General features: G+C 62.3%; 21 protein-coding genes and 1 riboswitch. Of the genes, 10 read left to right on the forward strand and 11 right to left on the reverse strand.

The features are described from left to right. Positions 1-79: 79 nt before the first annotated feature. The gene (locus BM338_RS08560) at positions 80-784 is read right to left on the reverse strand and encodes a hypothetical protein (RefSeq protein WP_090450470.1); all 705 of its coding nucleotides are present in this window, start codon (positions 782-784) and stop codon (positions 80-82) included. A 53-nt stretch (positions 785-837) separates the two neighbouring features. Next, positions 838-1,257, reverse strand: a complete 420-nt coding sequence (locus BM338_RS08565; RefSeq protein WP_090450471.1) for a VOC family protein — start codon at positions 1,255-1,257, stop codon at positions 838-840. A 222-nt stretch (positions 1,258-1,479) separates the two neighbouring features. Then, positions 1,480-1,579, forward strand: a riboswitch (glycine riboswitch). Between the two features lie 53 nt (positions 1,580-1,632). Here BM338_RS08565 and gcvP point away from each other — a divergent pair. The 4 genes from gcvP (at position 1,633) to BM338_RS08585 (ending at position 9,233) form a co-directional block, all read left to right on the forward strand. Beyond that, positions 1,633-4,503 (forward strand): aminomethyl-transferring glycine dehydrogenase, encoded by a 2,871-nt coding sequence (gcvP, locus tag BM338_RS08570; protein ID WP_090450472.1) that lies wholly within the window; start codon positions 1,633-1,635, stop codon positions 4,501-4,503. Positions 4,504-4,682: 179 nt separating this feature from the next. Then, positions 4,683-6,695 (forward strand): amidohydrolase family protein, encoded by a 2,013-nt coding sequence (locus BM338_RS08575; RefSeq protein ID WP_177229273.1) that lies wholly within the window; start codon positions 4,683-4,685, stop codon positions 6,693-6,695. A 269-nt stretch (positions 6,696-6,964) separates the two neighbouring features. After that, positions 6,965-8,296, forward strand: coding sequence for a beta/alpha barrel domain-containing protein (locus BM338_RS08580; protein WP_090450474.1), 1,332 nt, complete (start codon positions 6,965-6,967; stop codon positions 8,294-8,296). Continuing rightward, entirely contained in the window at positions 8,289-9,233 is a 945-nt protein-coding gene (locus tag BM338_RS08585) for a GGDEF domain-containing protein (protein WP_090450475.1), read from the forward strand. The genes BM338_RS08580 and BM338_RS08585 overlap by 8 nt, the downstream gene beginning before the upstream one ends. Before the next feature lie 458 nt (positions 9,234-9,691). Here BM338_RS08585 and BM338_RS08590 read toward each other — a convergent pair whose 3' ends face one another. Beyond that, a complete protein-coding gene (locus BM338_RS08590; protein WP_090450476.1) occupies positions 9,692-12,349 on the reverse strand; it encodes a M1 family metallopeptidase in 2,658 nt (885 codons plus the stop codon). Positions 12,350-12,602: 253 nt separating this feature from the next. Further along, the gene (locus BM338_RS08595) at positions 12,603-13,172 is read right to left on the reverse strand and encodes a hypothetical protein (RefSeq protein ID WP_090450477.1); all 570 of its coding nucleotides are present in this window, start codon (positions 13,170-13,172) and stop codon (positions 12,603-12,605) included. Between the two features lie 613 nt (positions 13,173-13,785). Between BM338_RS08595 and BM338_RS08600 the strand changes: the two genes are divergently transcribed. Next, positions 13,786-15,675, forward strand: a complete 1,890-nt coding sequence (locus BM338_RS08600) for a PKD domain-containing protein (protein ID WP_255367237.1) — start codon at positions 13,786-13,788, stop codon at positions 15,673-15,675. A gap of 83 nt (positions 15,676-15,758) precedes the next feature. Here the strand turns inward: BM338_RS08600 and BM338_RS08605 are convergent, their stop codons facing one another. Continuing rightward, positions 15,759-16,715 (reverse strand): alpha/beta fold hydrolase, encoded by a 957-nt coding sequence (locus BM338_RS08605; RefSeq protein WP_090450478.1) that lies wholly within the window; start codon positions 16,713-16,715, stop codon positions 15,759-15,761. 155 nt (positions 16,716-16,870) lie between these two features. Between BM338_RS08605 and BM338_RS08610 the strand changes: the two genes are divergently transcribed. Both BM338_RS08610 and BM338_RS08615 read left to right on the forward strand, forming a co-directional pair. Next, positions 16,871-17,746, forward strand: coding sequence for a LysR substrate-binding domain-containing protein (locus tag BM338_RS08610; RefSeq protein WP_177229274.1), 876 nt, complete (start codon positions 16,871-16,873; stop codon positions 17,744-17,746). 93 nt (positions 17,747-17,839) lie between these two features. Beyond that, positions 17,840-18,307, forward strand: coding sequence for a nuclear transport factor 2 family protein (locus BM338_RS08615; protein WP_090450480.1), 468 nt, complete (start codon positions 17,840-17,842; stop codon positions 18,305-18,307). 83 nt (positions 18,308-18,390) lie between these two features. Here the strand turns inward: BM338_RS08615 and BM338_RS08620 are convergent, their stop codons facing one another. Then, positions 18,391-19,008, reverse strand: coding sequence for an SgcJ/EcaC family oxidoreductase (locus BM338_RS08620; protein WP_090450481.1), 618 nt, complete (start codon positions 19,006-19,008; stop codon positions 18,391-18,393). A gap of 24 nt (positions 19,009-19,032) precedes the next feature. Further along, positions 19,033-19,542 (reverse strand): hypothetical protein, encoded by a 510-nt coding sequence (locus tag BM338_RS08625; RefSeq protein ID WP_090450482.1) that lies wholly within the window; start codon positions 19,540-19,542, stop codon positions 19,033-19,035. Between the two features lie 200 nt (positions 19,543-19,742). Here BM338_RS08625 and BM338_RS08630 point away from each other — a divergent pair, with 200 nt between their 5' ends. Then, positions 19,743-20,429: a TetR/AcrR family transcriptional regulator gene (locus BM338_RS08630; RefSeq protein ID WP_090450483.1), complete on the forward strand. Its 687-nt coding sequence runs from the start codon at positions 19,743-19,745 to the stop codon at positions 20,427-20,429. A 103-nt stretch (positions 20,430-20,532) separates the two neighbouring features. Here the strand turns inward: BM338_RS08630 and BM338_RS08635 are convergent, their stop codons facing one another. Next, positions 20,533-21,288, reverse strand: coding sequence for a DeoR/GlpR family DNA-binding transcription regulator (locus tag BM338_RS08635; RefSeq protein ID WP_090450484.1), 756 nt, complete (start codon positions 21,286-21,288; stop codon positions 20,533-20,535). Positions 21,289-21,571: 283 nt separating this feature from the next. Here BM338_RS08635 and BM338_RS08640 point away from each other — a divergent pair, with 283 nt between their 5' ends. Beyond that, complete coding sequence (locus tag BM338_RS08640; protein ID WP_090450485.1) at positions 21,572-22,174, forward strand: NUDIX domain-containing protein; 603 nt, start codon at positions 21,572-21,574, stop codon at positions 22,172-22,174. Beyond that, a complete protein-coding gene (locus tag BM338_RS08645; RefSeq protein WP_090450486.1) occupies positions 22,171-22,530 on the forward strand; it encodes an NUDIX hydrolase in 360 nt (119 codons plus the stop codon). The genes BM338_RS08640 and BM338_RS08645 overlap by 4 nt, the downstream gene beginning before the upstream one ends. Positions 22,531-23,300: 770 nt before the next feature. On the opposite strand, the gene BM338_RS08650 is transcribed toward BM338_RS08645, so the two are convergent. The 3 genes from BM338_RS08650 to BM338_RS08660 all read right to left on the reverse strand — a co-directional run bounded on the left by BM338_RS08650 (position 23,301) and on the right by BM338_RS08660 (position 26,856). After that, a complete protein-coding gene (locus tag BM338_RS08650; RefSeq protein ID WP_090450487.1) occupies positions 23,301-24,647 on the reverse strand; it encodes a phage tail tip lysozyme in 1,347 nt (448 codons plus the stop codon). Between the two features lie 33 nt (positions 24,648-24,680). After that, a complete protein-coding gene (locus BM338_RS08655) occupies positions 24,681-25,196 on the reverse strand; it encodes a hypothetical protein (RefSeq protein WP_090450488.1) in 516 nt (171 codons plus the stop codon). 367 nt (positions 25,197-25,563) lie between these two features. After that, positions 25,564-26,856: an adenylosuccinate synthase gene (locus BM338_RS08660; protein ID WP_090450489.1), complete on the reverse strand. Its 1,293-nt coding sequence runs from the start codon at positions 26,854-26,856 to the stop codon at positions 25,564-25,566. Positions 26,857-26,929 lie beyond the last annotated feature (73 nt).

A 26,929-nucleotide genomic window follows, 5' to 3' on the forward strand; every position in this document is an offset into this window, starting at 1 on the left:
CGGAAGCGACCGGATGCCTGTCGGCATTACGGTCGCGGAAACATCGCTCCATCCTGCACCCTGCAGGACGCCGCGATGTTCACTCCGTTGCCGTTTTCCTGCTACGCGATGCCTTCTTCGGCGCTGCCTTCCCGGTCAACGCCCGGGTGCGCGTCGTCTTTGCGCCCTGGGTAGCCAGGCGTCGCCGGTCCAGCCGCCGCTCTTCGCGGAATGCATCCGCGTAATCCTTCAATTCCGCCTGCAACTTCGCTCCGCTTTTCAGCTCGCCCTTGCCGATGCTCTGGATCATCCGCTGCATCAACTCGTAGTCGTGATAGTCGCGGTAGGGCTTGAGGTCGAGATCGGCGGGTACCTTGGCCAGGCGTTCGTCACCGATGGATTTGACGTACTTCTGCATGAAGCGGTCATACGCCGCCCAGGTGACACGCTCGGCGTTGACGGCCGCCTCTTCCGCACGCGTCGCGATCTGATGCGCATGCAGGTAATGCAGGCCCAGCTGATCGATCAGGGTCTTCTCCACCTCCTCATGCAGGATCAGGAAGCGATCCACTTCCACCTTGCGCCCGCGGAAAGTGAAACTCTTCGGCAGGTGTCGGTCGATGTAGATGGTCTTGCCGTCCTTGCTGTAGCCAGCAAGGTAGGGAATGTCGTGATTGCGGTCGAACTTCTTCACCCGGCGCAGGATGGCGTCCAGCGCGCGGTCCAGCATCAGCGCGGAGACGTACCAGTCGGGGACTTTCAGCTTGGTGTGCGGTGCATGCGGATGACAGGTGCTCGACGGCATGAACGACCTCTCCTGAGGTGACGGGGACATCGACCGCCTGCCGTTTGACGTACTCAGAGCGCAGGCGGACCTTTCAGCTCGATCATGTTGCCCTGCGGATCGTACAGGTACAGCGACGGCCCTTCGCCCTCCGCGCCATAGCGCGAACCCGCTTCGCCAACTCGCACACCGTGCGACGCCAGATGGGCGCGGATAGCCGCCTCGTCGTAGCCCTCTACGGCCAGGCACAGGTGATCCAGATTGTGTCCTTCCTTGCCGGGAGCGGCACCGCCCATGCGGCCAAGCTTGCTGTCGATGGCGACCAGATCAATCAGCGAGGCGCCGGCGCGCAGCTGCACCAGGCCGATCTCGTCCTGCCGGCGCTCTTCGGTGCAGCCGAGCACGTCGCAATAGAAGGCCTGCATGGCGGCCACGTCATGCACGCGCAGGACGATATGGTCGAGCTGGCGGAGCTTGAAGGGAATCTTGGTCATGGGCGGCGTCGCATGGGGAATGAGAAATCGCGCCAGAACGAGGGGGTAACCAGCGCAGGCGCCGAGCCTACCCTACCCGCCCGGGCCGGGCACATCCCCGGTTGGCCGGGGTATAATCCGCCGCTTACAGCACGTGGTGGGAGAAGCGGGCCAGCCTTGACGGGCATGGCCCGCTGCCGAAGGCGCAACGCCCGTAATCGCTCAGGCTCCCATACCACCGCGAGCTAACACTCTGGAGAGACCGGTTGGATCCGGCGCCGAAGGTGCACGAAGCGAGCACACCCGCTTCCAAACTCTCAGGCAAAAGGACAGAGGGGCGCCCCACGTGCGGCACGCACGTCCGGCCTTGTCGGCCATTTTTGGACGCCCCTTGCCATGAGTCAGAACACCTCCCCTTCGCTGCGCGACCTTGAGCATCACGACGCTTTCATCGAGCGCCACATCGGCCCCAACGACGCCGAGATCGCGCAGATGCTGCACGTCATCGGCCACGGCTCGCTCGAAGCAATGACCGACGCCATCGTACCCGGCTCGATCAAATCCGCCGCGCCGCTGGCCCTGCCCACCGCCATCACGGAAGTGGAAGCGCTGGCCAAGATCCGCGCCATCGCCGGCAAGAACAAAGTGTTCAAGAGCTTCATCGGCCAGGGCTACTACGGTACCCATACGCCGAACGTCATCCTGCGCAACATCCTGGAGAACCCGGCGTGGTACACGGCGTATACGCCGTACCAGGCGGAGATCTCGCAGGGCCGCATGGAAGCCCTGATCAACTTCCAGACCATGGTGACCGACCTCACCGGGATGGACATCTCCAACGCCTCGCTGCTGGACGAAGCCACCGCCGCAGGCGAGGCGATGACGCTGGCCAAGCGCTCGGCCAAGTCCAAGAGCAACGTGTTCTTCGTCGCCGACGACGTGAACCCGCAGACCCTGGAAGTGCTGCACACCCGCGCCGACGGCGTGGGCATCGAACTGCATGTCGGCCCCGCCGCTGACGCCGTCACCGTCGACAGCTTCGGCGTGCTGCTGCAGTACCCCAACACCTACGGCCAGATCCACGACTACAAGGCCGTGGCCGATGCCGTGCATGCGCGTGGCGGCCTGGTCTCAGTCGCCACCGATCTGCTCGCGCTGACCCTGATCGCCTCGCCGGGTTCGTGGGGTGCGGACATCGTGATCGGCAACAGCCAGCGCTTCGGCGTGCCGTTCGGTTTCGGCGGCCCGCACGCCGCCTACCTCGCCTGCCGCGACGCCTACAAGCGCTCCATGCCGGGCCGCCTGATCGGCGTGTCGGTGGATGCGGAAGGCAAGCCGGCTTACCGCCTTACCCTGCAGACTCGCGAGCAGCACATCCGCCGCGAGAAGGCCACCTCCAACATCTGTACCGCGCAGGTGCTGCTGGCCGTGATGGCGAGCATGTATGCCGTGTACCACGGCCCGGAGGGCCTGGCCCGTATCGCGCGCCGTACGCATCGTCTCGCTTCGATTCTTGCCGCATCGCTGCGTCAGGCCGGCCACACCGTCGACGCGGATTTCTTTGACACGCTACATGTCACCAACGTCGACGCCGATGCGATCCGCGCCAAGGCCGAGGCCGCTGGCCTTAACCTGCGTCAGATCCACGGCCAGAGCGTGGGCATCAGCCTCGACGAGACCACCACGCGCGCCGACGTGATCGCGCTCGCCACGCTGTTCGGTGCCTGCATCGACGATATCGACGAACTGGATGCCGCCACCGCCGACGCGCTGCCCGCCAGCCTGCGCCGCCAGGGCGAGTTCCTCACCCATCCGGTGTTCAATACGCACCACAGCGAACACGAGTTGCTGCGTTACATGCGCTCGCTGGCCGACAAGGATCTGGCGATGGATCGCACCATGATCCCGCTCGGCTCCTGCACCATGAAGCTCAATGCCACCGCCGAGATGATCCCGGTGACGTGGCCGGAGTTCGGCAACATCCATCCGCTCGCTCCCGCCGACCAAACACGCGGCTACAAGCAGCTGATCGACGAGCTGGAAGCCATGCTGGTGGAATGCACCGGCTACGACGCTGTCAGCCTGCAGCCCAACTCCGGCGCACAGGGCGAATACGCCGGCCTGCTCGCGATCCGCGCGTACCACCGCTCGCGCAACGAAGGCCATCGCGACATCTGCCTGATCCCCGAGTCCGCCCACGGCACCAACCCGGCCTCTGCGCAGATGTGCGGCATGACCGTGGTGGTGACCAAGTGCGACAGCAACGGCAACGTGGACGTGGACGACATCCGCCGCGCCGCCGAAAAGTACAGCGACCGCCTCGCCGCGCTGATGATCACCTACCCGTCCACGCACGGCGTGTTCGAGGAAGACATCGTCGCCATCTGCGACATCGTGCATAAGCACGGCGGTCAGGTGTACACCGACGGCGCCAACATGAATGCGCTGGTCGGCGTGGCCAAGCCGGGCAAGTGGGGTTCGGACGTCTCGCACCTCAACCTGCACAAGACCTTCTGCATTCCGCACGGCGGCGGCGGCCCAGGCGTCGGCCCGTGCGCAGTGAAGTCGCATCTGGCACCGTTCCTGCCGCGCACGCTCGGCGGCGAAGGCAAGGTCGGCATGGTTAGCGCCGCCAGCTTCGGCAGCGCCAGCATCCTGCCGATCAGCTGGATGTACATCACCATGATGGGCCAGCAGGGCCTGCGCAAAGCAACCCAGGTGGCACTGCTCAACGCCAACTACATCGCCAAGCGCCTGGCACCGCACTACGAAACGCTCTACACCGGCCGCAACGGGCTGGTGGCGCATGAGTGCATCCTCGACCTGCGCCCGATCAAGGACGGCACCGGCATCAGCGCCGAAGACGTGGCCAAGCGGCTCATCGACTTCGGCTTCCACGCGCCGACCTTGAGCTTCCCGGTGGCAGGCACACTGATGGTGGAGCCGACCGAGAGCGAATCGCAGCACGAGTTGGATCGCTTCATCGACGCCATGATCCAGATCCGTGACGAAATCCGCGCCATCGAAAACGGTAGCCTCGACCGCGAGGACAACCCGCTCAAGCACGCGCCACACACCGCCACCGCGGTCACCGGCACCGAGTGGACCCACGCCTACCCGCGCGAGCTGGCTGCCTTCCCGCTGCCCAGCCTCAAGCTGCAGAAGTACTGGTCGCCGGTGGCGCGCGTAGACAACGTCTACGGCGACAAGAACGTGATGTGTGCGTGCATCCCGATTGATGCGTACAAGGAGGAGGCGGAGGCGTAAGCCCGCCCTCTCTCCAGGAAAGAAAAAAAGCCCCGCACTCGCGGGGCTTTTTTATGTCCCTGGCAATGTCCCGGATGTCAGGGTGCCCTCCGGGACATTGCCAGGCGACACCGGACACTGTTTTCATGCCGCGTCCACTCTATCGTGCCAGCCGCCGCGCCTTTCCACAGGAGTTGATCATGCAGTCCGTCGTTGCCCGCTCGCTCACCCTCGCCGCGCTTCTGCTGCTCGCTCCCCTGGCGATTCACGCGCAGGAGAAAGTCGCCAACGAACAAGGCACTTTCGTACTGCACAAGTTCGCCAAGGCGATTGGCAAGGAGACCTACGCGATTACCGACGAAAAGGGCTTGTTGACGCTCCGCTCAGACTTCAAATTCAACGACCGCGGCACCGACGTACCGCTGAAGACCGTTTACACAGCGACCGACGCCCTTCATCCGATCTCGCTGAAAACCGAGGGGCGCTCATCGCGCAACTCGCCAATGAACGACACCTTCTCGCTGGATGCGAAAAGACAACGCGTCACGCTGGTTCGCGACGGCAAAACCACGGATTACCCGGCTACCGCCGATACCTTTCTGGTAGACGGCTATTCACCTGTCGCCATGCAGCAGATGCTATTGCGTTTCTGGCTCGCCCACGGCAAACCCGCGCAGATCACGGCGCCGCCCGATGCCAGCATCCGCATCGAACCCGGCAGCGATCTCACCGTTACCGCCAATGGCCATCCAATGGCCTTGCACAGCTATGTCATCAACGGGCTGATATGGGGCGCGGAGACCGTATGGCTGGATGATGACCAGAAGCTCGCAGCCGTCGTCACCACCGATGCCGAGTTCGACCATTTTGAAGCGGTGCGCGAGGAATACGCGCCCTCACTGGCTCAGTTCATCACGCAAGCCGCCAACAACAATCTGGCAGCACTCGCGCAGTTGACCGCCGCCAGGCACCCCTCCGGCAAACGCCTTGCCATCACCAATGCCACCCTCATCGACGGCACCGGCAAAGCGCCACGACACGTCGCTGCCGTCTACGTGGAAGACGGCAGGATCACCGACATCAGCACGTCGGGCGCAACACCCAAAGCCTCCGACACACTGGACGTGATCGACGGCACCGGCAAGTACCTGATCCCTGGCCTGTGGGACATGCACGCCCACTACGAACAGGTGGAATGGGGTCCCATCTATCTCGCCGCCGGTGTCACCACCGTGCGCGACTGCGGCAACGAATTCGACTTCATCACCACCGTCCGCGATGCCGTGCAATCCGGACACGGCATCGGTCCGCGCCTGCTAATCGCCGGCATCGTCGACGGCACCGGCCCCCTCACGCTCGGCGCCGTCACCGCCGATACGCCCGAACAAGCGCGCGAAGTGGTTCGCCGCTACAAAGATGCCGGCGCTGTACAGATCAAAATCTACAGCAGCATGAAGCCCGCGCTGGTCCCGGTGATCGCCGACGAGGCGCACAAGCTCGGCCTGACAGTGACCGGCCATGTGCCCGAAGGCATGACGACCGCGCAGGCCGTCGCCGCCGGCTACGACGGCATCAACCACATCCACTTCGTCGCGCGCGATCTGCTGCATATGCAACGCGGCAAGCCGCTGCCGCCGCTGGACTTCAATACGCCGGATGCCAGGAAGCAGCTGGCGCTGTTCAAAGAACACCACACTGTCTTTGACGACACCACCGTACTTTTCGAGACGCTGTCGCGCCCCGCCAGTGTGCCGCTCGAAACGCTCGAACCCGGCATCAGGCACGTCGCCACGCCGCTGGCGGCCAGCTTGAACGCCACCGGCGCCCCGCCTGACAAAGCCGAAGAATTTGGCAAGCGCTACCAGTACATGCTCGCCACCTTGCGCGAACTGCATAAGCAAGGCCTGACCATCGTCGCTGGCACCGATCAGGATATTCCGGGCTACTCGCTGCACCGCGAGCTGGAAATCTACGTGCAGACAGGCTTCACCCCCATGGAGGCACTGCAGGCCGCCACCATCGTGCCCGCGCGCGTCCTCAAGCTGGACAAGGAACTGGGCACGCTTGAAGTGGGCAAACGCGCCGACATGCTTCTACTGGATGCCAACCCGCTCGCCGATATCCGCAACACCCGCCGCATCGCCAAGACCATCAGCGGCGGCACGATGTATGACCCGGCGCCGCTGTGGCAATCGGTAGGCTTCAAACCCTGATCTAGAACGCCAGGCGCAAGTTTTCACACGCAGGCCCCGCTCCGGCGGGGCCTTTTGCTTGTGCACAGCGCGGCAGAAAGTGCCCTCGACTGGCTGAATACTCGACACCACCGCCTGGAGTCCGCGCCAGATAAGGCTTTCCCTGCGGGCATAGCCATTGCATGCCCCAGGCCGGATTTGAAGGAAACCGCCCGGGCCCCCGACCATCGCGGCCGCCGACCCGTCACAGACATCACCACAAGCGACACCAGGCAGCCGAGGGGAAACTCATGCCGTCGACGCAGATGCTGGACAATGCCAAGGCCATCCTGGCCGGGGCTGACGACAAGCTGGAAAAGCTTCGCCATATCGAACCCTATTTGATCGATCTCTCGCTGCGCGAAAACCCGGTGGGCTCGCGCATCGGCCAGACCCTGCAGGACAAGCTGGCGATCCTGCCCCGCCTGCGAGAGTTCGGCTTCCGCCACATTTCGCTGGGCACGCTCGACTACGCCATGCCCGACGAGCTGGAAGTCGATGATGACTTCATGCAACACCTGCGCGACCAGTCCATCGACATGACGGGTTGCTACGCCTTCACCGCCATCGGCCTGCAAACCGCAGACGGCCATTTCACACCTGATCCATCGCAGCTCAAGCTCAAGGCCTACGGCGTGCCCAACACCGTGCACGAGATCTACCTGAGCCAGGAGGGCATGGTCGGTCTCTACGATCTGGAAACCCTGCGTCGCAGCCTGCCGGTCAGCATCCGGTGGCTGCATGACAATGTCCGCGGCGACCACGGTGCGCCGCCGCGCATCCTGATCAACATCGTCGACGGTTGCGATGCTTTCGCCGAAGCGCCGGAGACGGTGTGCTCCATTCTGGAGCTGCTGGCGGAGCTGCCCATCGAAGGCGTGTCCATCGAGGATGATCGCGGCACCTTCCTGCCCTTCCAGGTCGGCGCCTATGTCGCGGTGATGCGCAGCTTCCTGCCGCCACCGCTGAAGGTACTGGTGCATATTCACTCGGGCGCTGGCTTTGAGAACGCGTCGGTGATCGAAGCGCTGCTCAATGGCGCCGACGGTATCTGGGGCGGTCTGCCCAAGCGCGCGGCGATCATCGGCCATGCGTCGGTGGGCGAGCTGATCGCCAATCTGGTGCGTATCGGCAATCCGCACATGGGGCGCTACAACCTGCATCAGCTACACCCACTCGCCACCGGCCTGCAGGTGCTCGACGACGCGCACGCCGTGTCGGACGACCTTCCCGTTTTCGGCCGCAACGCCTACCGGCTCACGCTCGGCGCGTTCGAGCAAAAGAAAAACCGCTTCATGGATCTGGCGCCGGAAACCATTGGCGGCCGTTACGGCTACCGCATCTGCCCGGTCATCAGCGATCCCGGCGTACTCGCTGGACGCCTGGCCGAAGTGACCGGACGGCCGACAGACGATTTTCCACCACAGCTCACACGTCGAATGGTCCGCCTGATGCGGCGCGACCTGCGCTCCGGCCGGCGCATCGCCTACGATGAACCTATGCAGTTGCTCGAGCTCTACGCCCGCGCTTCGGCCCCCGACACTGCCGCGCCTACCGCTAGCGAGGCCACCGCCGATGCTTGACCGCGTGCACAAGATGGAACCGGATGACGATGCGGTCTACAAAACCCTGCTCGAATCCACCCGCGCGATCCCATGGAAGATCGACTGGAAGACCCTGAGATTCGCTTACATCGGCCCACAGATCGAAGCCCTGCTCGGCTGGGCACCCAGCAGCTGGGTCAGCGTGGACGACTGGGCCGAACGCATGCACCCCGAAGACCGCGCCTGGGCCGTGGATTTCTGCGTAGCTCAATCCAAAGCCGGCGTGGATCACGAAGCCGACTACCGCGCCATGACCAAAAGCGGCCAGTACGTGTGGATCCGCGACGTGGTGCATGTGGTGCGCAACGAAGACGGCAGCGTCGACTCCCTGATCGGCTTCATGTTCGACATCAGCGAACGCAAGCGCACCGAAGCAAAACTGCTCGACATGCAACGCGAGCTGGAAGAACTCTCCTTCAAAGACGGCCTCACCGGCGTCGCCAACCGTCGCCGCTTCGACGCCATCCTTCACCAAGAGTGGAACCACTCACGCCGCACCAAACTGCCGCTGTCGCTGCTGATGCTCGATATCGACTACTTCAAGCAATACAACGACTGCTACGGCCACCTGCAAGGCGATCAATGCCTCAAACAAGTCGCCGCCATCCTCAGTACCACCATCACCCGCCCCCGCGACTTCATGGCCCGCTTCGGCGGCGAAGAATTCGTCCTCGTCCTTCCCGAAACCGACGAAGACGGCGCCAGGCAAATGGCCGAACGATGCCGCGACTTGATCGCCAAAGCGCAGATCCCCCACGCCCGCTCCGAAATCGGCACCGTACTCACCGTCAGTCTTGGTGTCGGCACTACGGTGCCGGGACAGACTGACGAGCCGCTGATGTTTATCGAAGCGGTGGATCAGTTGCTTTATCAGGCGAAGCAGCGAGGCAGGAGCAGGATTGTTACGAGTGGTTGAAGTGCGACCTTAGAGGTCGCTTGCTCACTGCAATCACGGGATAGCGACGCTTTACCGAGCACCCGCCCCTCACCCCAACCCTCTCCCCGGAGGGGAGAGGGAGCTGTTGCGCTTCGATGGGGGATAGACGATCGGACCTCGAAAAAAATGTCTCGACGCCTGACACTGGAAAAGGCGCAGCTACAGAGCGCCCCGCCTGCTCTCAGACCATTTCTCTTTGGTTACTTTCTCTTTGGGTCAGCAAAGAGAAAGTGACCCGAGCCGCGGCAGCGGTTCGGAAGCCCGCGGCAGGCGAGCCAGGGCACGCAGTCGCTAAGACCGAGCGACAACGCCACTGGATCCCTGCCTGCGCAGGGATGACGAGTAGGAGGGAATGTCGCAAGAACCGAACCCTCTCCCACAGGGAGAGGGAACACCAGAGCGAGAGCGCGCCGCACGCAAGCGGCGCCCCCCCTTCATCACGCCCCGTGCGACTTCAACCAAGCATCCACCGCCGGCAACCGCTCATTCCGCACCTTGACCCGATACTCAATATTAGCCACCGCCGTATCCGCATCACGACGCGAACCCTCCGCAACATACTTCTCGGCAAACGCCTTCACCTTACCCACCATCGCCGGATCCAGCGAACGGCTGGCCAATGCCGGGTAGTAGCGACTGCTCGCGCTGGAATCGACCTTCTTGTCGACCTCCGCCTTGTGCGCAACAGCGAAGTCAAAAGCCATCTCCGGATGCTGCCTCGACACCGCGCCGATCATGCCGCTGCTGTTGGTAGCGCCCGGCTCGTCGGTGAGCGCGAGATCGAGCGCGCGCTGGGCCAATGCCTTATCGCTCGGCATCGACAGCAGCGTATACAGCTGATCCTTCACCAGCGGTGTCTTCTCGGTTTTGGCCATCGTATGCAGGCGATCCCACGTGGCCGCATCGGCATTCTTCGCCACTACGCCGAGAATGGTGCGGCGCAGAGCTGCCGGCATGGCTTTCGGATCCTTGTCCTGCGCATCGAAGCGGCGTCGCGCTTCCTTGATCACGGCCGGATCGCCAAGGCCGCCCAGCGTGCCGATCAACTGCGTGCGCAGGATCTTCACCGGATCGGCCTCGCCCTCCTTCGGCTCCCAGCCCACGCGCGCGAACACCGGCGTCAGCTTGGCGATGGCGAATTTGCGGAAGGCTGCCTGACGCGCGTCATCACCCTGGTAGTAGTTGTCGAGCCCGCCCAGATCATCGGCGATGTTGCCCCAGATCTGCGGATCGGCATCCACTGGCGTGGCCTGCACGAGGTCGAGGAAATCCGAGGACGGACGCAGCCCGGCCATGCCCAGCGCCCAGGTGTCACCCAGGGTGCCGAGCTGATCGATCGGCTGCAGCTTGCTGAAGTTGTCCTTCAGTGCAGTGAACTGCGCCGGGGCATACAGCGTGCGGTAGTAGCCGCTCTGCCCTGCGTTGATCACTACCGGGCCGCAGCCGGGCACATCGAGCGTGGCCTTGCCGCCGCTGACCAGCGTGCGCGCGGGCGCGCCGCCCAGGGTCTGCGCGATCACCGGCACGCGCCACGACAGCGACTTCTTGTCCGGGCGGTCGCGGGTGAATTCGCCCTGGCTCAGCTGCAACGTGGTCTTGCCGGCGTTACACGTTGCCGACTCCACCTTAATCATCGGGATGCCGGGCTGCAGGGTGAAGTCGTGCGCGATATTGCTGATGGGTTTCTTGGAAGCGATCTCCACGGCGTGCCACAGATCATCCGACACCGTGTTGCCGTAGGCGTGCTGCTTCATATACAGGCGCACGCCATCGCGCCATGCGTCGGAACCGACATAGCCTTCCAGCATGCCGATCACCGCTTGGCCCTTGGAATAGGTGATGGCGTCGAAAGCCTGGCTGGCCTGCTCCACCGTCTCCACGTGCTGCACGATGGGATGGGTAGTGGCGATCGCGTCGCGGCCCATGGCGCCTTCGCGCACATCGACCTGTTCCAGCTTGGTGTTCCATTCCGGATGCAGCTTCTCGGTGGTACGGGCTTCCATCCACGAAGCGAAGCCTTCGTTGAGCCACAGGTCGTCCCACCAGCGCATGGTCACCAGATCGCCGAACCACTGGTGCGCCATTTCGTGCGCCTGGATCGAAAACACCGACTGCTTGTCGGCTTGAGTAGAGATGGTGGGATCAAGCAGCAGCGCGTATTCGAAGGTGTAGATGGCGCCCCAGTTTTCCATCGCACCAAAAAACTGGCTGCGACCCGGCGAAGCGATATTGTCCAGCTTGGGCAGCGGATACGGCGTACCGAAGTAATCGTTGTATTCGTTCAAGATGGTCTTGGCCGAATCCAATGCGAAATTGGCCTGTGAGAGCATGCCTTTCTGCGTGACCACACCCACCTCGGTCTTGCCCGCCATCGCGGTGGCGCGGTCAAAATCGCCCAGACCGAAGAACAATAGGTAGGTGGACATCTTCGGCGACGGCTGGAACTCGACCTTGGTCAGGCCATTGCCCACGTCGCTCTTCTTCGCCACCGGCATGTTGCTCACCGCCATTTCCGCCGACGGCACCGTGGCGTCGAGCGAGAAAGTGGCCTTGTAGTTGGGCTCATCCCACGAAGGAATGAAGCGGCGCGCGTCGGAGTTCTCGAACTGCGTATACAGCGCACGCTTCTTGCCGGCCTTGGTGTCGTAGTCGATGGCGAACAGGCCGTTGGCCTGGGTGCCGATCTTGCCGGTGTAGTTCATCGCCAGCTTGTAACTGCCTTTGGCGAGCGGCTTGTCGAAGGTAAAAGTGGCGGTCTGCTTCTCCGCATCCACGCTCACCTTTGGTGACGGCAACGCCTTGCCACTGGCGGGCGTGAGCGTGACCGAAGCAAAGCTCATGTCGAGCGCGTTGAGGGTGATGCTGCTGGTGGGCTCCAGCACGTCGACGCTTACCGTCACCTTGCCGTCGAAGCTGAGCGATTCCGCATGCGGCGTCACCGACACGTCGTAGTGCGTGGGCCGCACGCTACGCGGCAGCTGGGTGGTGGCCTGCTGCTCGGCGGCAACGTGCTTGGCAGGCACCGCCGCCACGGCGCTCATGGAAGCGCCCGCCAGCGCCAGGACGATTGCGGAAACCAGTGTGCAACGGCGCATGTCAGCCCCTTGTAAGTGTTGACCGGGAAAAACCGGGATATCCCCTGAAGACGGCGGCCGGCGCAAAGAATCCCTCCTTGCCCGTGTCGCCATCCCCGATGGTGGACGCCGAGGCCGGTCGACGACACGGCCCGGAAGTCATGCCGCCGTCACCAGACGGACCGACATGCCTGTAGGAGCGCCCCTTTGCGCGATGCTCTTGCGGCGATGCGACACAGAGCATCGCGCACAGGGTGCGCTCCTACAGGGCTTCTTAGCCGAGGGCCACCATCGCGGCCACCGCCGCATTCCTTTGATCTTTGCCCCAAGGCGCGCCGGCCCCGCGGCCCAATGCGCTTATCTGCTGCGTCATGCGCGCCGTCGATATCCCCAGGCGCCCGCACGCTTCTTCCTCGAGCGATTTCTCAGAGATAGCCACCACTGGCACGCCGCACGCCTCTGCGGCCTCGCACAACACCTGTGGAAACAGCACCCCTTCCGCCTTGTGCATGCGGATATGCACGGCGAGGATTTCGGTCGTAGTCCATGCAGGCATCGCCCCGGGCATCAACACCGCGCAAGCCATGGGCTCATGTCCCTCGGCGCGACAGTGCTCAAGCGCCTCGCGCATTCGCTGCAACGTGGTGCGCCGCACCACGTCGACCGCGTGCTTCAGCAAAGCATCGGCTTCGCCGTGGGCGGCGGCGTGATACGGATGCTTCTCCCAGTCGGCACCCTCCTCGACAAGGGTGATCCGTTGCCGGTCGACTAGCACCAGACCCTCACCGACCACCACCAGCACCGCCCAGCCGGAATGCGCCTTCCAACCCAGAGCGACTTTCATGCCGGCCACCTCTTTTCGCCACCTGATGGCGAGTCTTCGCGCTGTGACATTACGCGCGTTTCGAGCGACGCAATAAATTGCCGTGGAAAACGATTACTCGTGAAACCACTTTTGACGCGGTTTTGATTTATTCGCAATCCGCGTATAGCGCGATTAATAAAGCACATCGCAAGAACCGCACGGCTAAGCCATCGGCCGTGGCAATGAAAATCGTTCAAAAGCACGCCGATTAGCCACTTATTCGCAAGAAAGCGACGCATGATGCTACGCCCGTTCAAACACCTTAATTAGCCCAAAACGCGGCATTTGGAAGTTCTAAATTTCCAATTGACCCAACCCCCGAACCTCTCTATATCGTCGTCAATTCGTTGATCGGGGGAGCGGTTGACGAATGATCCCAGGGCGATACCACGCGGGCACACGTCGCCAATCGTCATTCACGCGCCAGCAGTCAAGGATTGACCCGGGGGCGGCGCCATGGATGTTCGGGGTCCGTGGAAGCAACAAAGCATCTAGCGGCACACATGTGCCGAATTGAGTCTTGTGCATGGGGTCCACGCGGCCGCATCGGGCGCGCTTGTCCCTGAAAAAAACCACTACTGGGGAACTACTCATGAAAGGTCGTTTAATCACCGTAGCCGCTGTTACGGCCCTGCTTACGCTGGCCGGAAGCGCGATCGCTACAGGCAATGGAAGCAATGCCAGCAACGGCAATACCGCTGCGCAAGCTGCGGGCAATCCTTATGCACCGAACTATGGCCATTCGTATCGCCATGGCGCCATTCCCACCCGTGAAGCTCACAGCAAGATGAAGCAGTACGCCGCGCTGCATGCAGCGACCGCGGCAGCCACCGGCACCGAGACGCTGAGCTATGGCGGCGGCATCGATGGCATCGGCGTCACCAGCGGCACACCCAAGGTGTACTTAGTGGTGTACGGCAGCCAGTGGGGCACATCGAGCACCGACGCCAACGGCAATATGACCCTTTCGGGCGACGCCAACGGCGCTGTGCCTTATCTGGAAAAGCTGTTCAAGGGCCTGGGCACCGGCAGTGAGCTTTGGTCCGGCACCATGACCCAGTACTGCGATGGCTCCAGCGTTTCATCGGGTGCCACTTCCTGCCCCAGTGGCGCAGCCCAGATCGGCTACCCCACCGGAGGAGCGTTCGCCGGCATCTGGTACGACAACTCCGTCGCTTCGCCGTCCAATGCCACCGCGGCACAGCTCGGCCAAGAAGCCGTCAACGCCGCCGCGCATTTCGGCAACACCACGGCAGCTTCCAACCGCTACGTGCAGTACGTGATCCTGTCGCCCACCGGCACGCACCCGGACGGTTTCAACACCTCCAGCGGCCAGTTCTGCGCATGGCATGACTACAACACCGATGCGGGCGTGAGCTCACCCTACGGCGACATCGCCTTTACCAACATGCCGTATGTCAGCGACATGGGCACCAGCTGCGGACAGAACTACGTCAACAGCGGTTCCGCCGGTACGCTCGATGGCTTCTCCATCGTGGAAGGCCACGAGTACGCCGAAACCATCACCGACCAGAACCCGGCCGGCGGTTGGACCAACCACACTGGCTCCAGCTACAACGGCCAGGAGAACGGTGACGAATGCGCATGGCTCAGCAGCGGCCAGGGCGCCAGCGCCAACGTGACGATGGGCAACGGCACCTACGCGATGCAGAGCACCTGGTCCAACGACACCAATCGCTGCGACATCTCGCATCCGATCGTCGGCGGCGGCAGCGGCGGTGGCGGCACACCCACGGCCAACTTCAGCTTCACCACCAGCGGCCTGACTGCCAACTTCACCGATAGCTCCACCGATAGCGGCGGCACCATTTCGTCGCACTCCTGGACCTTCGGCGACAACGGCACCTCCACCGCCACCAACCCGAGCCACACCTATGCGGCCGGCGGCACCTACAGCGTGACCGAGACGGTGACCGATAGCGTCAGCGGCAAGAACAGCAGCAAGACCTCGTCGGTAACGGTAAGCAGCGGCGGTGGCGGCGGTAGCCAGCTCATCGTCAACCCGGGCTTCGAAACCGGTGCTGCCACGCCGTGGTCGATGAGCTCCGGCGTGCTGTGCAGCAACAGCGGCTGCAGTGGTGAAACCGCCCATGGTGGTACCTGGTTCGCATGGCTCGACGGCTATGGCAGCGCCCATACCGACACCGTCTCGCAACAGGTTGCCATTCCGAGCGGCAAGACCTCGGCCACGCTGACGTTCTACCTGCACATCGACACGGCGGAGACGACCACCACCACCGCGTACGACAAGCTCAACGTGCAGGTACTCAACAGCAGCGGCACCGTGCTGAAGACGCTGGCCACTTACTCCAACCTCAACAAGGGAACGGGTTACACCCAGCGCAGCTTCGACCTGAGCGCCTATATCGGCCAGACCGTGACCATCAAGTTCACGGGCACCGAAGACAGCTCGCTGCAGACCTCGTTCGTGCTGGACGACGTCAACTTGAACGTGCAGTAAGAAGTGGGGGCACGGTGGGCTTTCGAGCTCGCCGGCCAAAATGGAGACGGGGCTGCGAAAGCAGCCCCGTTTCTTTTTCTCTTCTAGGGTTCAGTGCGCCCCAGCACCAATCGATGACTGGCCAGGAAACCACCCACCAAATGCGCCACCTCGTCTGGCGCATCCAGCGTGGCGAAGTGCGTCGAGTCGAGAACATGCACTTCCGCCTGAGGTGCATCGCGCAGATAGGCCTTGGCTCCAGGCGTCGTGAAAAACTGATCGCGCTTGCCCCATAGCACCAGCACCGGCACTTTCAACTTGCGCAGCGTCGCCTGCCATTGCGGATAACGACCCACATTAGTCCCGTAGTCGAACCAGAGGTCACTGCGGGCTTCAGCCACGCCCGGCCGCTGCGCCGCCGCAACCATCTGAAGCGAAGCGTCGAGGCCGGCATGATCTTCATCCTCCCAGCCGACCGCCTGCGGATAGGTCATCGACTTGATGTAGTTGATGCGCCGCTGATCGATAGCCGGATTGCGCCTCACCCAGTGACGCCGCAACTCGCCGTTCGGATCCTGCGCCGAAGGAAAGCCATCCAGGTGAATCACGCCGTTCTGCACGATGATGGCCGTAACGGCCTCCGGGTGGGTGCTGATCAGGCGGAAACCCACCGGCACGCCATAGTCCTGCATATACAGGCCATACCGCTCGATGCCGCGCGCCTTCAGGAAATCCGCAACGGTCTGCGCGAGGTGGTCGAAGGTGTAACGGTAAGCGTCACGGCTGGGTGCATCGGAGTAGCCAAAGGACGGATAGTCCATCGCGATGACATGCACCCGCTGGTGTGCAGCGATGTTCTCCATCACCTTGGCATACATGATGGAGGACAGCGGGTTGCCATGCAGAAAGACCACGGTTGGATCGGTGGGGTTGCCTGCTTCACGGTAGAAGATATGCAGGCCATCCACCTCCTGCCATCCTTCGCGAAGAGATGACCCCTCTGCCGCGGTAGCGGCGGTACAAAAGGCCAGCAACGACAGCAACAACGCAAACAGCTTCATGAGCTCTCCAGCAAGATGTCAGACTTCGCATCGCCGCCATGTCGGCGGGCCGAATACTGAACGGCGCGGCCACGAGTATTCGGTGACCGACGAGCGCCGTGAAGTGATGTTTTTTCACGGCAGCATGAATGCCATTCAATCCACGGGACGAACGGATGCGCTACGTACTACCGCCCATGCACACCCTGCGCACCTTCGAAGCGCTCAGCCGGTTGCGCAGCTTCACGGTTACCGCTGAAGAACTGCATCTGACCACAAGCGCGGTCAGTCACCAGATCCGCGCGATCGAATCGTTCTATGCAACCAAGTTGTTCCGGCGCAACCGGCACGATGTCTCATTGACGCCGGCAGGCGAGAAGCTATTGGAGGTTGTCCAGGGCTTCCTGCAGCAGCTGTCGTCCCTTGGCGAATCCCTGCGCACCCAGGACCCTCACCGTCTTTCCGTGACGGCGCCGCCCTCGCTGGTCAGCCGCTGGCTCATGCCGCGACTCGGCGACTTTCTCAGAGCGTATCCGGAGGTCGACTTCAAGCTCCACGCCACACTCACGCTGATCGACCTCGACGCCGAGCAGGCCGATGTCGCCGTCCGCTACGGCGACGGCCGCTGGCCCGGGCTGCACAGTGAAAAACTTTTCGACGAACAGATCTTTCCCGTCGCGTCGCCCACATATGTCGCCCGGGCGAAGCTGCATAAATCATCGAAGCTCAAAGGCTGCACCTTGCTGCGCGACGACTTTCAATCATGGGAGCGCTGGGGCGAAGCGACCGGAGAGAATCTGGATGCGTCAGCGTGGGGGCCTGTCTACAGCGACTCCGCATTACTGCTGCAAGCCACCGAAGCCGGCCATGGTGTGGCGCTGGGCCGAAGCGTGCTGATCGCCGACGCCATCGCGGCCGGCGCGCTAATAAGAATAGGCAAGCGGGCGATCAGCGCACCGGGCTCGTATTACCTGGTGTCACCCACGCGCAAAGGCGAAGCCGCTCAGGCAACCGCATTTCGACGCTGGTTGACGGAGCAGGCAGGCCGCTGAATAAATCACGTCGCTTGTAGCGGCCGTCAGAGCGACGGCTTCACTGCCCGCAAAAGCCTGTCTACATCACCCCTCCCCATGCCGAGGTGTTTTATGGAAATCCGTCAGCCCGTCCCACCCTTCACTGCCGAAACCGCCGCGCAAAAAGTGCGGCTGGCCGAAGATGCCTGGAATAGCCGCGACCCCGAGCGGGTTTCGCTGGCGTATTCGCCAGACACGCACTGGCGCAACCGAGCCGAGTTCATCGACGGCCGCGAAGCGGCCAAAGCCTTTCTCGAGCGCAAGTGGAATCGCGAGCTGGACTATCGGCTGATCAAAGAACTATGGGCGCATGACGGGCGCCGCATTGCTGTGCGGTTTGCCTACGAATGGCACGACGATGCCGGCCAGTGGTATCGCAGCTATGGCAACGAGAACTGGGAGTTCAACGACGCGGGGCTGATGACCCATCGTCACGCCTCCATCAATGACCGGCCCATCCCCGTATCGGAGCGCAAGTTTCACTGGCCTCACGGGCGCCGCCCGGATGACCACCCGGAGCTGAGTTCTTTCGGATTCTGAGAGGCACGCGAAAGCCTGGAGGCGAACGCGCCGCACTACTCAACCCACACGATCGCGTTGGTGAATCAGAAGAGCCCTGCAACTTACTGCAAGGGCTCTTGATGCCCGACTGGCAGCGACGCATTCAAGCGAGGCAACACCGCCGTATTCTGCGAAGCCGAAATACGCCATCGACCATCGCGGCGCTGATATACGTGCTTCAAGCGGGTCAGCAGCACACCCGGTGAAGTAGCGACTATGCCAGGCGGCAAGGCATGAAACTGCGTCACGCGGACGTCCGCATCGACAATGGCAACGTCTGCGCCGGCAAACTGGATTCGCCGCACTTTGCTTTCAAAGTGGCTGCCTTTGAACGGACCGGCAAAGATCTCGCCGTGGCGATCGCGAATCGCCGCGGGGTCATGCATGATGCCGCCGAGAATATTGATGGACTCACCCTCCGGCCAGTATTCGCTCGCCCACATCACGGCATCGGCGGTATTCCATGCCTGTGCGAGGCGTTCGAGCGACTCCCGTAGCGGCCGTTCGTCCAGCTCAACCGCATCGCTGGGTGCGGCACGCGAAAAAACCATGGCGCTTGCCGCAACGATGGATGAGAAGTACCTGCCTATCATGAGTGATCTCCCGATGACTCGTTGATGATGCAGATGACAGGGATAACGGCACGACCTACGCCCCAGGTTGTGGTGCAGGGACAGCATGCCGCTATCAACCACCTTGCCCGACTATGGCATGAAGCGCTTGCCGACAGCTGACGCACAACCGGTATTCAACAGATTGCCAGCCGGGTCGAAGAACTCGACCGTCGCCTGCGGCGTGGTGAATGCATTCGGGCCGGGTCCCATCACGATGGTCTGGGTGATCTTCTGTGTCTTGGCCAGCGCGCCATTCATCGTGATGAAGGCGAGTGTGGACGCCGTGTACTGCTTTTTGTGGCGAACATGGCTCCATACGCCGTGGCCCGGACCGCGTACCGCTGGATAGAACAGCGGGTTGGCGGTGGACTCGGTCACGGTTCCACCGTCAGCGAACGTGAGCAGGGAATAGAACGGCGCGCCGATCGGTGCGCCCGATTGGCAGTTATGCAGAGTGACCTGCACCTGCCACGTCCCGGTCAGGCCGTCTGAGTCCTCCCCGTCGTCCGACGCATAAGCCACCGCGCTCGAAGCGCATGCCAGAACGCACGCGCCCATCCAGGCCAGCGCGGTAGGTGTAACCCGATATTTCGTGATCATGATCGTTCTCCGCTGAGTGATGTTCGATAGCCATGAAGCCGGGGCTTCATGGTCGATTTCCCTGTGTCTCGCTTGCGAAGCGAGAACCCACCCTGTGCCGATTGATCCACGGCGTTACTTGCCCTGCGTCCATGCCATTACGTCATCGCAGTGTCTTTATGGCACTTTAGTGCCACGAACGGTAATGCTAGAATTTGGGCATGTCAATCTCCAAAACGGATAGTTTTTCGGCGGCGGGACTGCGCAAAGGCCGTGCCAACCAGAAACAGCGCACGCGACGCACGCTGCTGGAAACTGCTGCTGCACTGATTGCAAAAGGCGAGCGCCCAACCGTTACCGAGGTAGCGGATGCCGCGGGAATTTCCCGGCGCACCGCCTATCGCTACTTCCCCACGCAAGTGAAGCTGATGACAGAAGCGGCGCTCGAAGGCTTGCGCCCGTCGATGGAGTCCGCAATCAACGACGCGCCACCGGGCACCACCAGCGGTGCGATCGAAACGCGCGTGGATGCGCTGGTGGAACAGATGCAACGCCTGGCGCTAGCCAACGAAGCACTGCTGCGCACGATGATTCATGAAACCGTGCTGCATGCACCGAGCGATACCCAGCCGCGAGGCTCGCGCCGGGTCGAATGGATTGAAGCGGCCATCCAACCGTTACGCGCACGCCTTGGCCCGGCTGCCTACGCGCGCCTGGTGTCGGGGTTGTCGCTCGTCGTCGGTATCGAAGCGCTGCTGGTGCTGCGCGACATCCGGGGCTTGTCAGGCACGCAAGCGATACAGGTCAGCCATTGGATGGCGCGCGCCTTGCTCAAGCAGAGCCTTGCCGATCGTCAAGCCGAGCAGCGCCGTGCGCGCAGCAAGCGGCGTGGTAGCAGCGAGTCGTAGCTGGCGCAACGCAGGGCACCGGCACGTCACGAAGCAAGGCGCGCTCGCGCCACGTTAATCGCCCTGCCCTGCGCGTGAGAAAACGCGTGCTTCTTTGGCGCCGTTAGGCACGCACTATCGCGATACCAAGTGCCGCCAGCGGCGCAATCGTCTCTTCCGGCGTATCCGCTTCCACCACGATGGTGTTGGCCGCCGTGGCTTGCGCAATCACATACGGCGACGCCGCATTGATCTTCTCTGCCGAGGCCAACACCACAACCTCCGCCGCGCGTGCGACCAAGGCACGTTTGACGTAAGCCTCTTCCAGATCACCGGTGCTCAAGCCCGCGGTGGGATGCACGCCGGTGACGCCCATGAAATACACATCGGCGCGAATGTGGTTGATGGCTTCGATCGCCGCCGCGCCAACGGCGACGACGGAGTGTTTGAACAGTCGGCCGCCGATCATCACCACCTCGATACCAGGGTGACTCACCAACTCGACCGCGATGCTCGGGCTGTGCGTGACTACCGTGGCCTGCAAAGTGGCAGGCAGATGCCGCGCCAGCTGCACGCAGGTGGTGCCGCCATCAATGATCACGACCTGCCCCGGCAAAATCAGCTCCGCTGCCTTGCGCGCGATGGCCGACTTGGACTCCGTGCTGATCTGCTTGCGGTGCGCGAAATCCGCAGCGGCCGGCGACGACGGCAAAGCGCCGCCATGCACCCGCTGCAACAACCCTTCCGCCGCCAGCTCACGCAGGTCGCGGCGGATGGTGTCTTCGGAAACACCGTACTCCTCGCTCAGGGACTTGGCGATGACCTGCCCGTCCCGCTTGAGCGCGGCAAGGATGGCTTGCTTGCGATGGCTGGTCAGCATGGCGTATGCACGAAATTCATTGACTTTGCACGAAAATGCACGATACGGTATTTGGCACTCCCTGACAACGCTGATTTGCGCCATGTCCCCGCGACGCCGCCTACCGACTCCCTCCCCTGCTCACAGGGGAGGGTTGGGGAGGGGTAAGTACTTGAGAAAGCGCGACTGGCGAGTCTGTCTCAAGAGCTCACCCCCTCCCAACCTCCCCCTGCGAGCACGGGGAGGAGCAGAAGGCTCAAACCCGGGATTCCATGCGACCCATGCCCTACCAAGAGCCGCCACCATGACCCAAACCGCCGAGCGCGTCCGCGTGATTGAAAGCCAGGTGCTTTCCAACGACTGGTACCTGTTGAAGAAAACCATCTTCGACTTCCGCCGTGCCGACGGCACTTGGCAACGCCAGCAGCGCGAAACCTACGACCGCGGCAACGGCGCCACCCTGTTGCTGTACCACCCCGCGCAACGGCGCGTGGTACTCACCCGCCAATTCCGCTTCCCCGCTTTCGTCAACGGCCACGACGGCATGCTGGTGGAAGCCCCCGCCGGCCTGCTCGACCAGGCCACGCCCGAACAGCGCATCCGCGCCGAGGTGGAGGAAGAAACCGGCTACCGCGTGGGCGAAGTGCGCAAAGTGTTCGAAGCCTTCATGAGCCCAGGCTCGGTCACCGAGAAACTGCACTTCTTCGTCGCCGAATACGACGCGAGTTTGAAAGTAAGCAACGGCGGCGGCCTCGAAGCCGAAGGTGAAGACATCGAAGTGCTAGAGCTGCCCTTCGACGACGCGCTAGCCATGGTCCGCCGCGGCGAGATCGTCGACGGCAAAACCATCATGCTGCTGCAGTACGCTGCCATCCACCTCTTCCCCGCGAACGCAGGCGCGCCATGACGCCACAACTCATCCTTATCGCCGGCCCCTACCGCAGCGGCACCGATGGCGACCCCGACAAGATCGCGCGCAACCTGCAAGCGCTGGAACGCGCCGCGCTCACCGTCTACCAGCGCGGCCACGTGCCGGTGATCGGCGAATGGTTGGCCCTGCCGCTAGCACGCGAAGCCGGCTCCACCACACCCGGCGACGCCATCAGCGAAGCTTTTCTCTACCCGGTTGCGCATCGCCTGCTGCGCCGCTGCGATGCCGTGTGGCGGATTGAAGGTGCATCCAAAGGCGCGGATGAAGATGTGCGCGTGGCGACGGAGTTGGGCTTGCCGGTGTATCGCGCGTTGGACGAGTTGCCAGCGTAGTGCCGATGCGTTGGCAATGGACGCATACCATTGCAACTAATCGCGGCTGACGCATCGCACGCTGGATATATGAGGCGCGAGCCAAGGGGCTAAACGCCCCTGACCCGCTGACCATGATCGGCGCCTAGAGCCGGCCATGGCTGCGCGCGAAGATACGGGAGAGCGCGAAACGTATCTTTTATGCATCTCACAGTTGGCGCATTGCTTCCGCTTCAAACATGCAGATGTCGGAATAGCGCCACATCACAAAGTGACGTAGCTCACATGCATGGCAGAGACACCCCACGCGCAGATCATCGATCCCACCTGCGCCAATGCTTCGCGAGTGCAAGACTGCGGCTTGTCGTTACCTGTTTCACTCATGTCCCATAAACCGGTAACGACCGCGACGAAGCAGTAGAGACGCGAGCCAAGGGTGCAGCAACACCCCTGACCCGCTAACCACAACCGACTAAGTAGGAGTTGATCATGGCTAACAGCGATGATACGGCACACGCACGCACGTATCTCCCCTCTGCCACCCCACCGCACCGTCCGCAATGGACGACAAAGCGAGTGGAAAATTCTGTCGCTTCACGACACGCGAGACCTATCGGCAGGTTGAACGCAGCGAGCGCGCTGCGTGGGCCGCTCATTGACTAAAGCCTGAGAGGATGTGGTTTCGTCGTGTGTTGAAAACGGCGCGGGGCAGCTTTGCGGCGGCAAACGCAGGGGTGTCTCGCGCCGCCTAGCAGCCGGCAGCAAACTGCAACCGGGCAACTTCGCAACAACTACTGGCGTATCTGCATAGCAGGACCGGCCGGCTCGATCTGCTGGTTCTGCCCCTGCGCTTGATTTTGCACTTGACTCTGCGCCTGCACCGATTGCTGTTGTATAGCCCACTCCCAAGCCGCACTGCTTTGCTCTACCGAAGTGTTGACTGCCTGAGCAGTATCAACACTGGCGTGTCGGTCAAAGAAGTGATCACGCACGCCAGGCGGACGCTGTACGGCCCATGCACGACTCGCATTGTCACTGAGCGCCACTTGATCGATCCGCTGCAGACCCTCCGCTTGCGCGGCGGCAGTCAAGGCAGCCGCCAGATTGTGGCTGTACTGGTCCGGAGTACGTCCCTGCTGCGTATCCAATCGAAACACGTGTTCGCGCGCCTGAAGATAGAGCGCATTGCCGGGATGTGAAGGATCGTCCAGACGCGCCGGGGACTGCTGCGTGTTTTGCGCCTGTGTGCTTGCCTGTTCCTCAAGCCGAGCATGGATCTGGCGCGTGGTCGCCGGACCCACAATGCCGTCTGGCATCAGATCGTTGGCTTGTTGAAAGGACTCGACAGCCGCCTTTGTTCCAGGGCCAAAGTGGTGATCGACCTGCAAGGACCTGCCGTGCAAGTCTGAGTAGCCCAGCTGGTTCAGCTGCGTCTGCAGTTCTCCAACGGCGTCGCCTCGCGCGCCTTGTCGAAGTACTCCACCATCGCCGTGTTGTCTCGCAGAGGCGGGAGGCGCTGCATGATTGCGCGCATCGAACGCTGGATCGAAAGGTGTCACGCCATGCGATTTCTGGTGATCCAGAACAAACTTCTCGTACGCATCGACGTACGGCATGACGTGCTTCCGTGAAAGGGCAAGGCCGCCGTACTCAGATGCCGGGCCGTCATGGTGGTACTTGTATATGTACTCTTCACCCTTTCCGCGCGACGACGCAATTGCCGCGTTGTCTTTGTAGTGCGCCACCAGTGCTTCCGCTTGTTTGGTGATGTCACCACGGTTGCTGTCGTCAATGCCGTAGCTCGCAGCCGTCCTGTCTACAAACTGACCTAGCCCATAGGCCGTTGTGGTGCCGGCGGCCGCGTCCGGATTGAATCCTGACTCTACGCGTGCAATGGCCAGTACATAGGCGGTCTGGTGGGGCGTCAGGCCACCACGTTCCGACGCGGAAACGATGGCGTCGATAACACGCGACTGCACTTCTGGGCTGGCGTCACCTGCAATTCGTGAATTGCCCGCCAACCGTCCTGGCGAATGATCGATCGGATCGTTGTAGTAACTGCTATCGATGATCTGATCGTCTCTGTAGGCAAGCTCCCGGCGCTGGATCATGGACTGATAGATTTCGTTGTCCGTCATTGCTCGTCTCCTTCCAATGGATACGTTTCTTTATCAAGGAATGAACTGCATCTTCGGCCGCCCCAACCCCAGTTTTTTGGATAACGCGCGGTATTCCTTGTTGTTCGGATACTGCTGATGCGCCTCTGGCAGCGATGCGTCAGTCAAAATGACGGGATCGCTATGTGTGAGTAGCTTTCCGTCCTCGGTATAGAGATGGAACCATTCACAGAATTCGCAGCCGATTGGCAGCTCGCCGTACTGAACGACGAAATACGGTGTGTTGTCCTTAGCCATTGAGCAGGCAAGACCCACCCCTGTGTAGCTAGACATGCCCTTGGGCTTGTCGAGGGCAACGGACTTTCCATCCTTTGTCTTGAGCGTCAGAGTTGTCTTCGTGCAATCCACGCTATCTGCGCTGCATTGCAGAGTCACCTCAGAGCTACCACAGGACTTCGTCACAACCGGGCCAGATTTATTTCCGCTCATCGTTGCCGGTCCATTCGCGGCGCATGCCACGGACATAAAGCACATCGCAAGCAAAAGTGCGTACGAACCCTGCTTCACCATCCCATCTCTCCTTGTAGTGATTTCCCAGATGGCTCAACTGCGTTGCTGCATCAAGCAAGCAGCGCAGATGACTTCCTTCCATCTTCCCGAGTTGCTCTGAGGCCCCATCCCCAACCAGACCATAGTCCCGATATCCCCGTGCCAGCAATCAGACCTGTCCCTCCGAATGAGCGCGGTCTCAAAACGAATGCGCAGAGGCGAAATCAATCCCCAGGTTGAAAGTGGCAAAATCAACCTGTGAGTTGAAAATGTTCGGTCTGGTGACCCACCGTTATGCGACGGATGTCGCGCGCGCCTTTCCGAGTATCTGCCCCAATGAAAAAGCCCCGCATCGCGGGGCTTTTTCATATCGCGCAACCGAACCGACTCAGGCAAACGGATCATCCAACACAATCGTGTCATCACGATCCGCGCCGGTAGCGACCAGCGCCAAACGGCAACCCGACAGCTCTTCCACCGCACGCAGGTAAGCACGCGCCGCGGCCGGCAGCTTGTTCCAATCACGGATGCCGGCAGTCGACTCTTCCCAACCCGGGAATTCGAGGTAGACGGGTTTGCACTCCGCCCAGCCATCGGCATCCAGCGGCGCCAACTCACGACGCTTGCCGCGATATTCGTAGGCGATGCAGACTTTGATGCTGGGCAGGCCGTCGAGTACGTCGAGCTTGGTGATGGCGAGACCGTTGATGCCGTTGATCTGCACGGCGCGCTTGAGGGCGACGAGGTCGATCCAGCCGCAGCGGCGCGGGCGGCCGGTGCTGGCGCCGAATTCGTTGCCGATTTTGCGCAGGCGCTCGCCCATCTCGTCGTTCAACTCGGTGGGGAACGGGCCGCTACCGACGCGGGTGGCGTAGGCCTTGCAGATGCCGAGTACGTAGTCGATGTCGCCCGCGCCCACGCCGGTGCCGGCGAGTGCGCCGCCGACGGTGGTGTTGGACGAGGTGACGTATGGGTAGGTGCCGTGGTCGATGTCGAGCAGCGCGCCCTGGGCGCCTTCATACAGGATGTGGCCGCCTTCCTTGCGCACGTCGTGCAGGATGGTGGCGACGTCGTCGACCATCGGGCGGATGAAGTCGCCATAGGCGAGCGCGTCGTCCAGCACCTGCTGGTAGTCGACCGCCTCGGCCTTCAGCCACTGGGTGAGGATGAAGTTGTGGTATTCCACGGCGGCCTTGATCTTCTCGGGCAGCTCGTGCGGGTACATGAGGTCGGCGACGCGGATGGAACGGCGGGCGACCTTGTCCTCGTACGCGGGGCCGATACCGCGGCCGGTGGTACCGATAGCGGACTTGCCGGCGGCGATTTCGCGCGCCTTATCCACGGCGATGTGGTACGGCATGATCAGCGGGGTAGCGGGACTGATCTTGAGGCGCGGACGCACGCTGACGCCCTGCGCTTCGAGCTCTTCGATCTCCTGCTTGAGCGCGGCCGGCGACAGCACGACGCCGTTGCCGATCAGGCACAGCGCGTCGTCGCGCAGGATGCCCGAGGGGATCAGGTGCAGCACGGTCTTTTTGCCCTTGATCACCAGCGTGTGGCCGGCGTTGTGGCCGCCCTGGAAGCGCGCCACGGCTTTCACCTGTTCGGTCAGCAGGTCGACGATTTTGCCTTTGCCTTCGTCGCCCCATTGCGCGCCAAGGATTACGACTGACTTACCCATGATCTTTCTCGCTCATTTGACTAGGCCCCATCGGGAGGCCGGAGTGATGTGAAAACAAAAACGTGTGGCGGCG

Source organism: Dyella sp. OK004 (assembly GCF_900114495.1).
GTDB lineage: Bacteria > Pseudomonadota > Gammaproteobacteria > Xanthomonadales > Rhodanobacteraceae > Dyella_D.

Coding starts and splice junctions, on each gene's coding strand:
- BM338_RS08560 (WP_090450470.1), bottom strand. CDS start 784: ATGCCGTCGAGCACCTGTCATCCGCATGCACCGCACACCAAGCTGAAA.
- BM338_RS08565 (WP_090450471.1), bottom strand. CDS start 1,257: ATGACCAAGATTCCCTTCAAGCTCCGCCAGCTCGACCATATCGTCCTG.
- gcvP (WP_090450472.1), top strand. CDS start 1,633: ATGAGTCAGAACACCTCCCCTTCGCTGCGCGACCTTGAGCATCACGAC.
- BM338_RS08575 (WP_177229273.1), top strand. CDS start 4,683: ATGCAGTCCGTCGTTGCCCGCTCGCTCACCCTCGCCGCGCTTCTGCTG.
- BM338_RS08580 (WP_090450474.1), top strand. CDS start 6,965: ATGCCGTCGACGCAGATGCTGGACAATGCCAAGGCCATCCTGGCCGGG.
- BM338_RS08585 (WP_090450475.1), top strand. CDS start 8,289: ATGCTTGACCGCGTGCACAAGATGGAACCGGATGACGATGCGGTCTAC.
- BM338_RS08590 (WP_090450476.1), bottom strand. CDS start 12,349: ATGCGCCGTTGCACACTGGTTTCCGCAATCGTCCTGGCGCTGGCGGGC.
- BM338_RS08595 (WP_090450477.1), bottom strand. CDS start 13,172: ATGAAAGTCGCTCTGGGTTGGAAGGCGCATTCCGGCTGGGCGGTGCTG.
- BM338_RS08600 (WP_255367237.1), top strand. CDS start 13,786: ATGAAAGGTCGTTTAATCACCGTAGCCGCTGTTACGGCCCTGCTTACG.
- BM338_RS08605 (WP_090450478.1), bottom strand. CDS start 16,715: ATGAAGCTGTTTGCGTTGTTGCTGTCGTTGCTGGCCTTTTGTACCGCC.
- BM338_RS08610 (WP_177229274.1), top strand. CDS start 16,871: ATGCGCTACGTACTACCGCCCATGCACACCCTGCGCACCTTCGAAGCG.
- BM338_RS08615 (WP_090450480.1), top strand. CDS start 17,840: ATGGAAATCCGTCAGCCCGTCCCACCCTTCACTGCCGAAACCGCCGCG.
- BM338_RS08620 (WP_090450481.1), bottom strand. CDS start 19,008: ATGCTGTCCCTGCACCACAACCTGGGGCGTAGGTCGTGCCGTTATCCC.
- BM338_RS08625 (WP_090450482.1), bottom strand. CDS start 19,542: ATGATCACGAAATATCGGGTTACACCTACCGCGCTGGCCTGGATGGGC.
- BM338_RS08630 (WP_090450483.1), top strand. CDS start 19,743: ATGTCAATCTCCAAAACGGATAGTTTTTCGGCGGCGGGACTGCGCAAA.
- BM338_RS08635 (WP_090450484.1), bottom strand. CDS start 21,288: ATGCTGACCAGCCATCGCAAGCAAGCCATCCTTGCCGCGCTCAAGCGG.
- BM338_RS08640 (WP_090450485.1), top strand. CDS start 21,572: ATGACCCAAACCGCCGAGCGCGTCCGCGTGATTGAAAGCCAGGTGCTT.
- BM338_RS08645 (WP_090450486.1), top strand. CDS start 22,171: ATGACGCCACAACTCATCCTTATCGCCGGCCCCTACCGCAGCGGCACC.
- BM338_RS08650 (WP_090450487.1), bottom strand. CDS start 24,647: ATGACGGACAACGAAATCTATCAGTCCATGATCCAGCGCCGGGAGCTT.
- BM338_RS08655 (WP_090450488.1), bottom strand. CDS start 25,196: ATGGTGAAGCAGGGTTCGTACGCACTTTTGCTTGCGATGTGCTTTATG.
- BM338_RS08660 (WP_090450489.1), bottom strand. CDS start 26,856: ATGGGTAAGTCAGTCGTAATCCTTGGCGCGCAATGGGGCGACGAAGGC.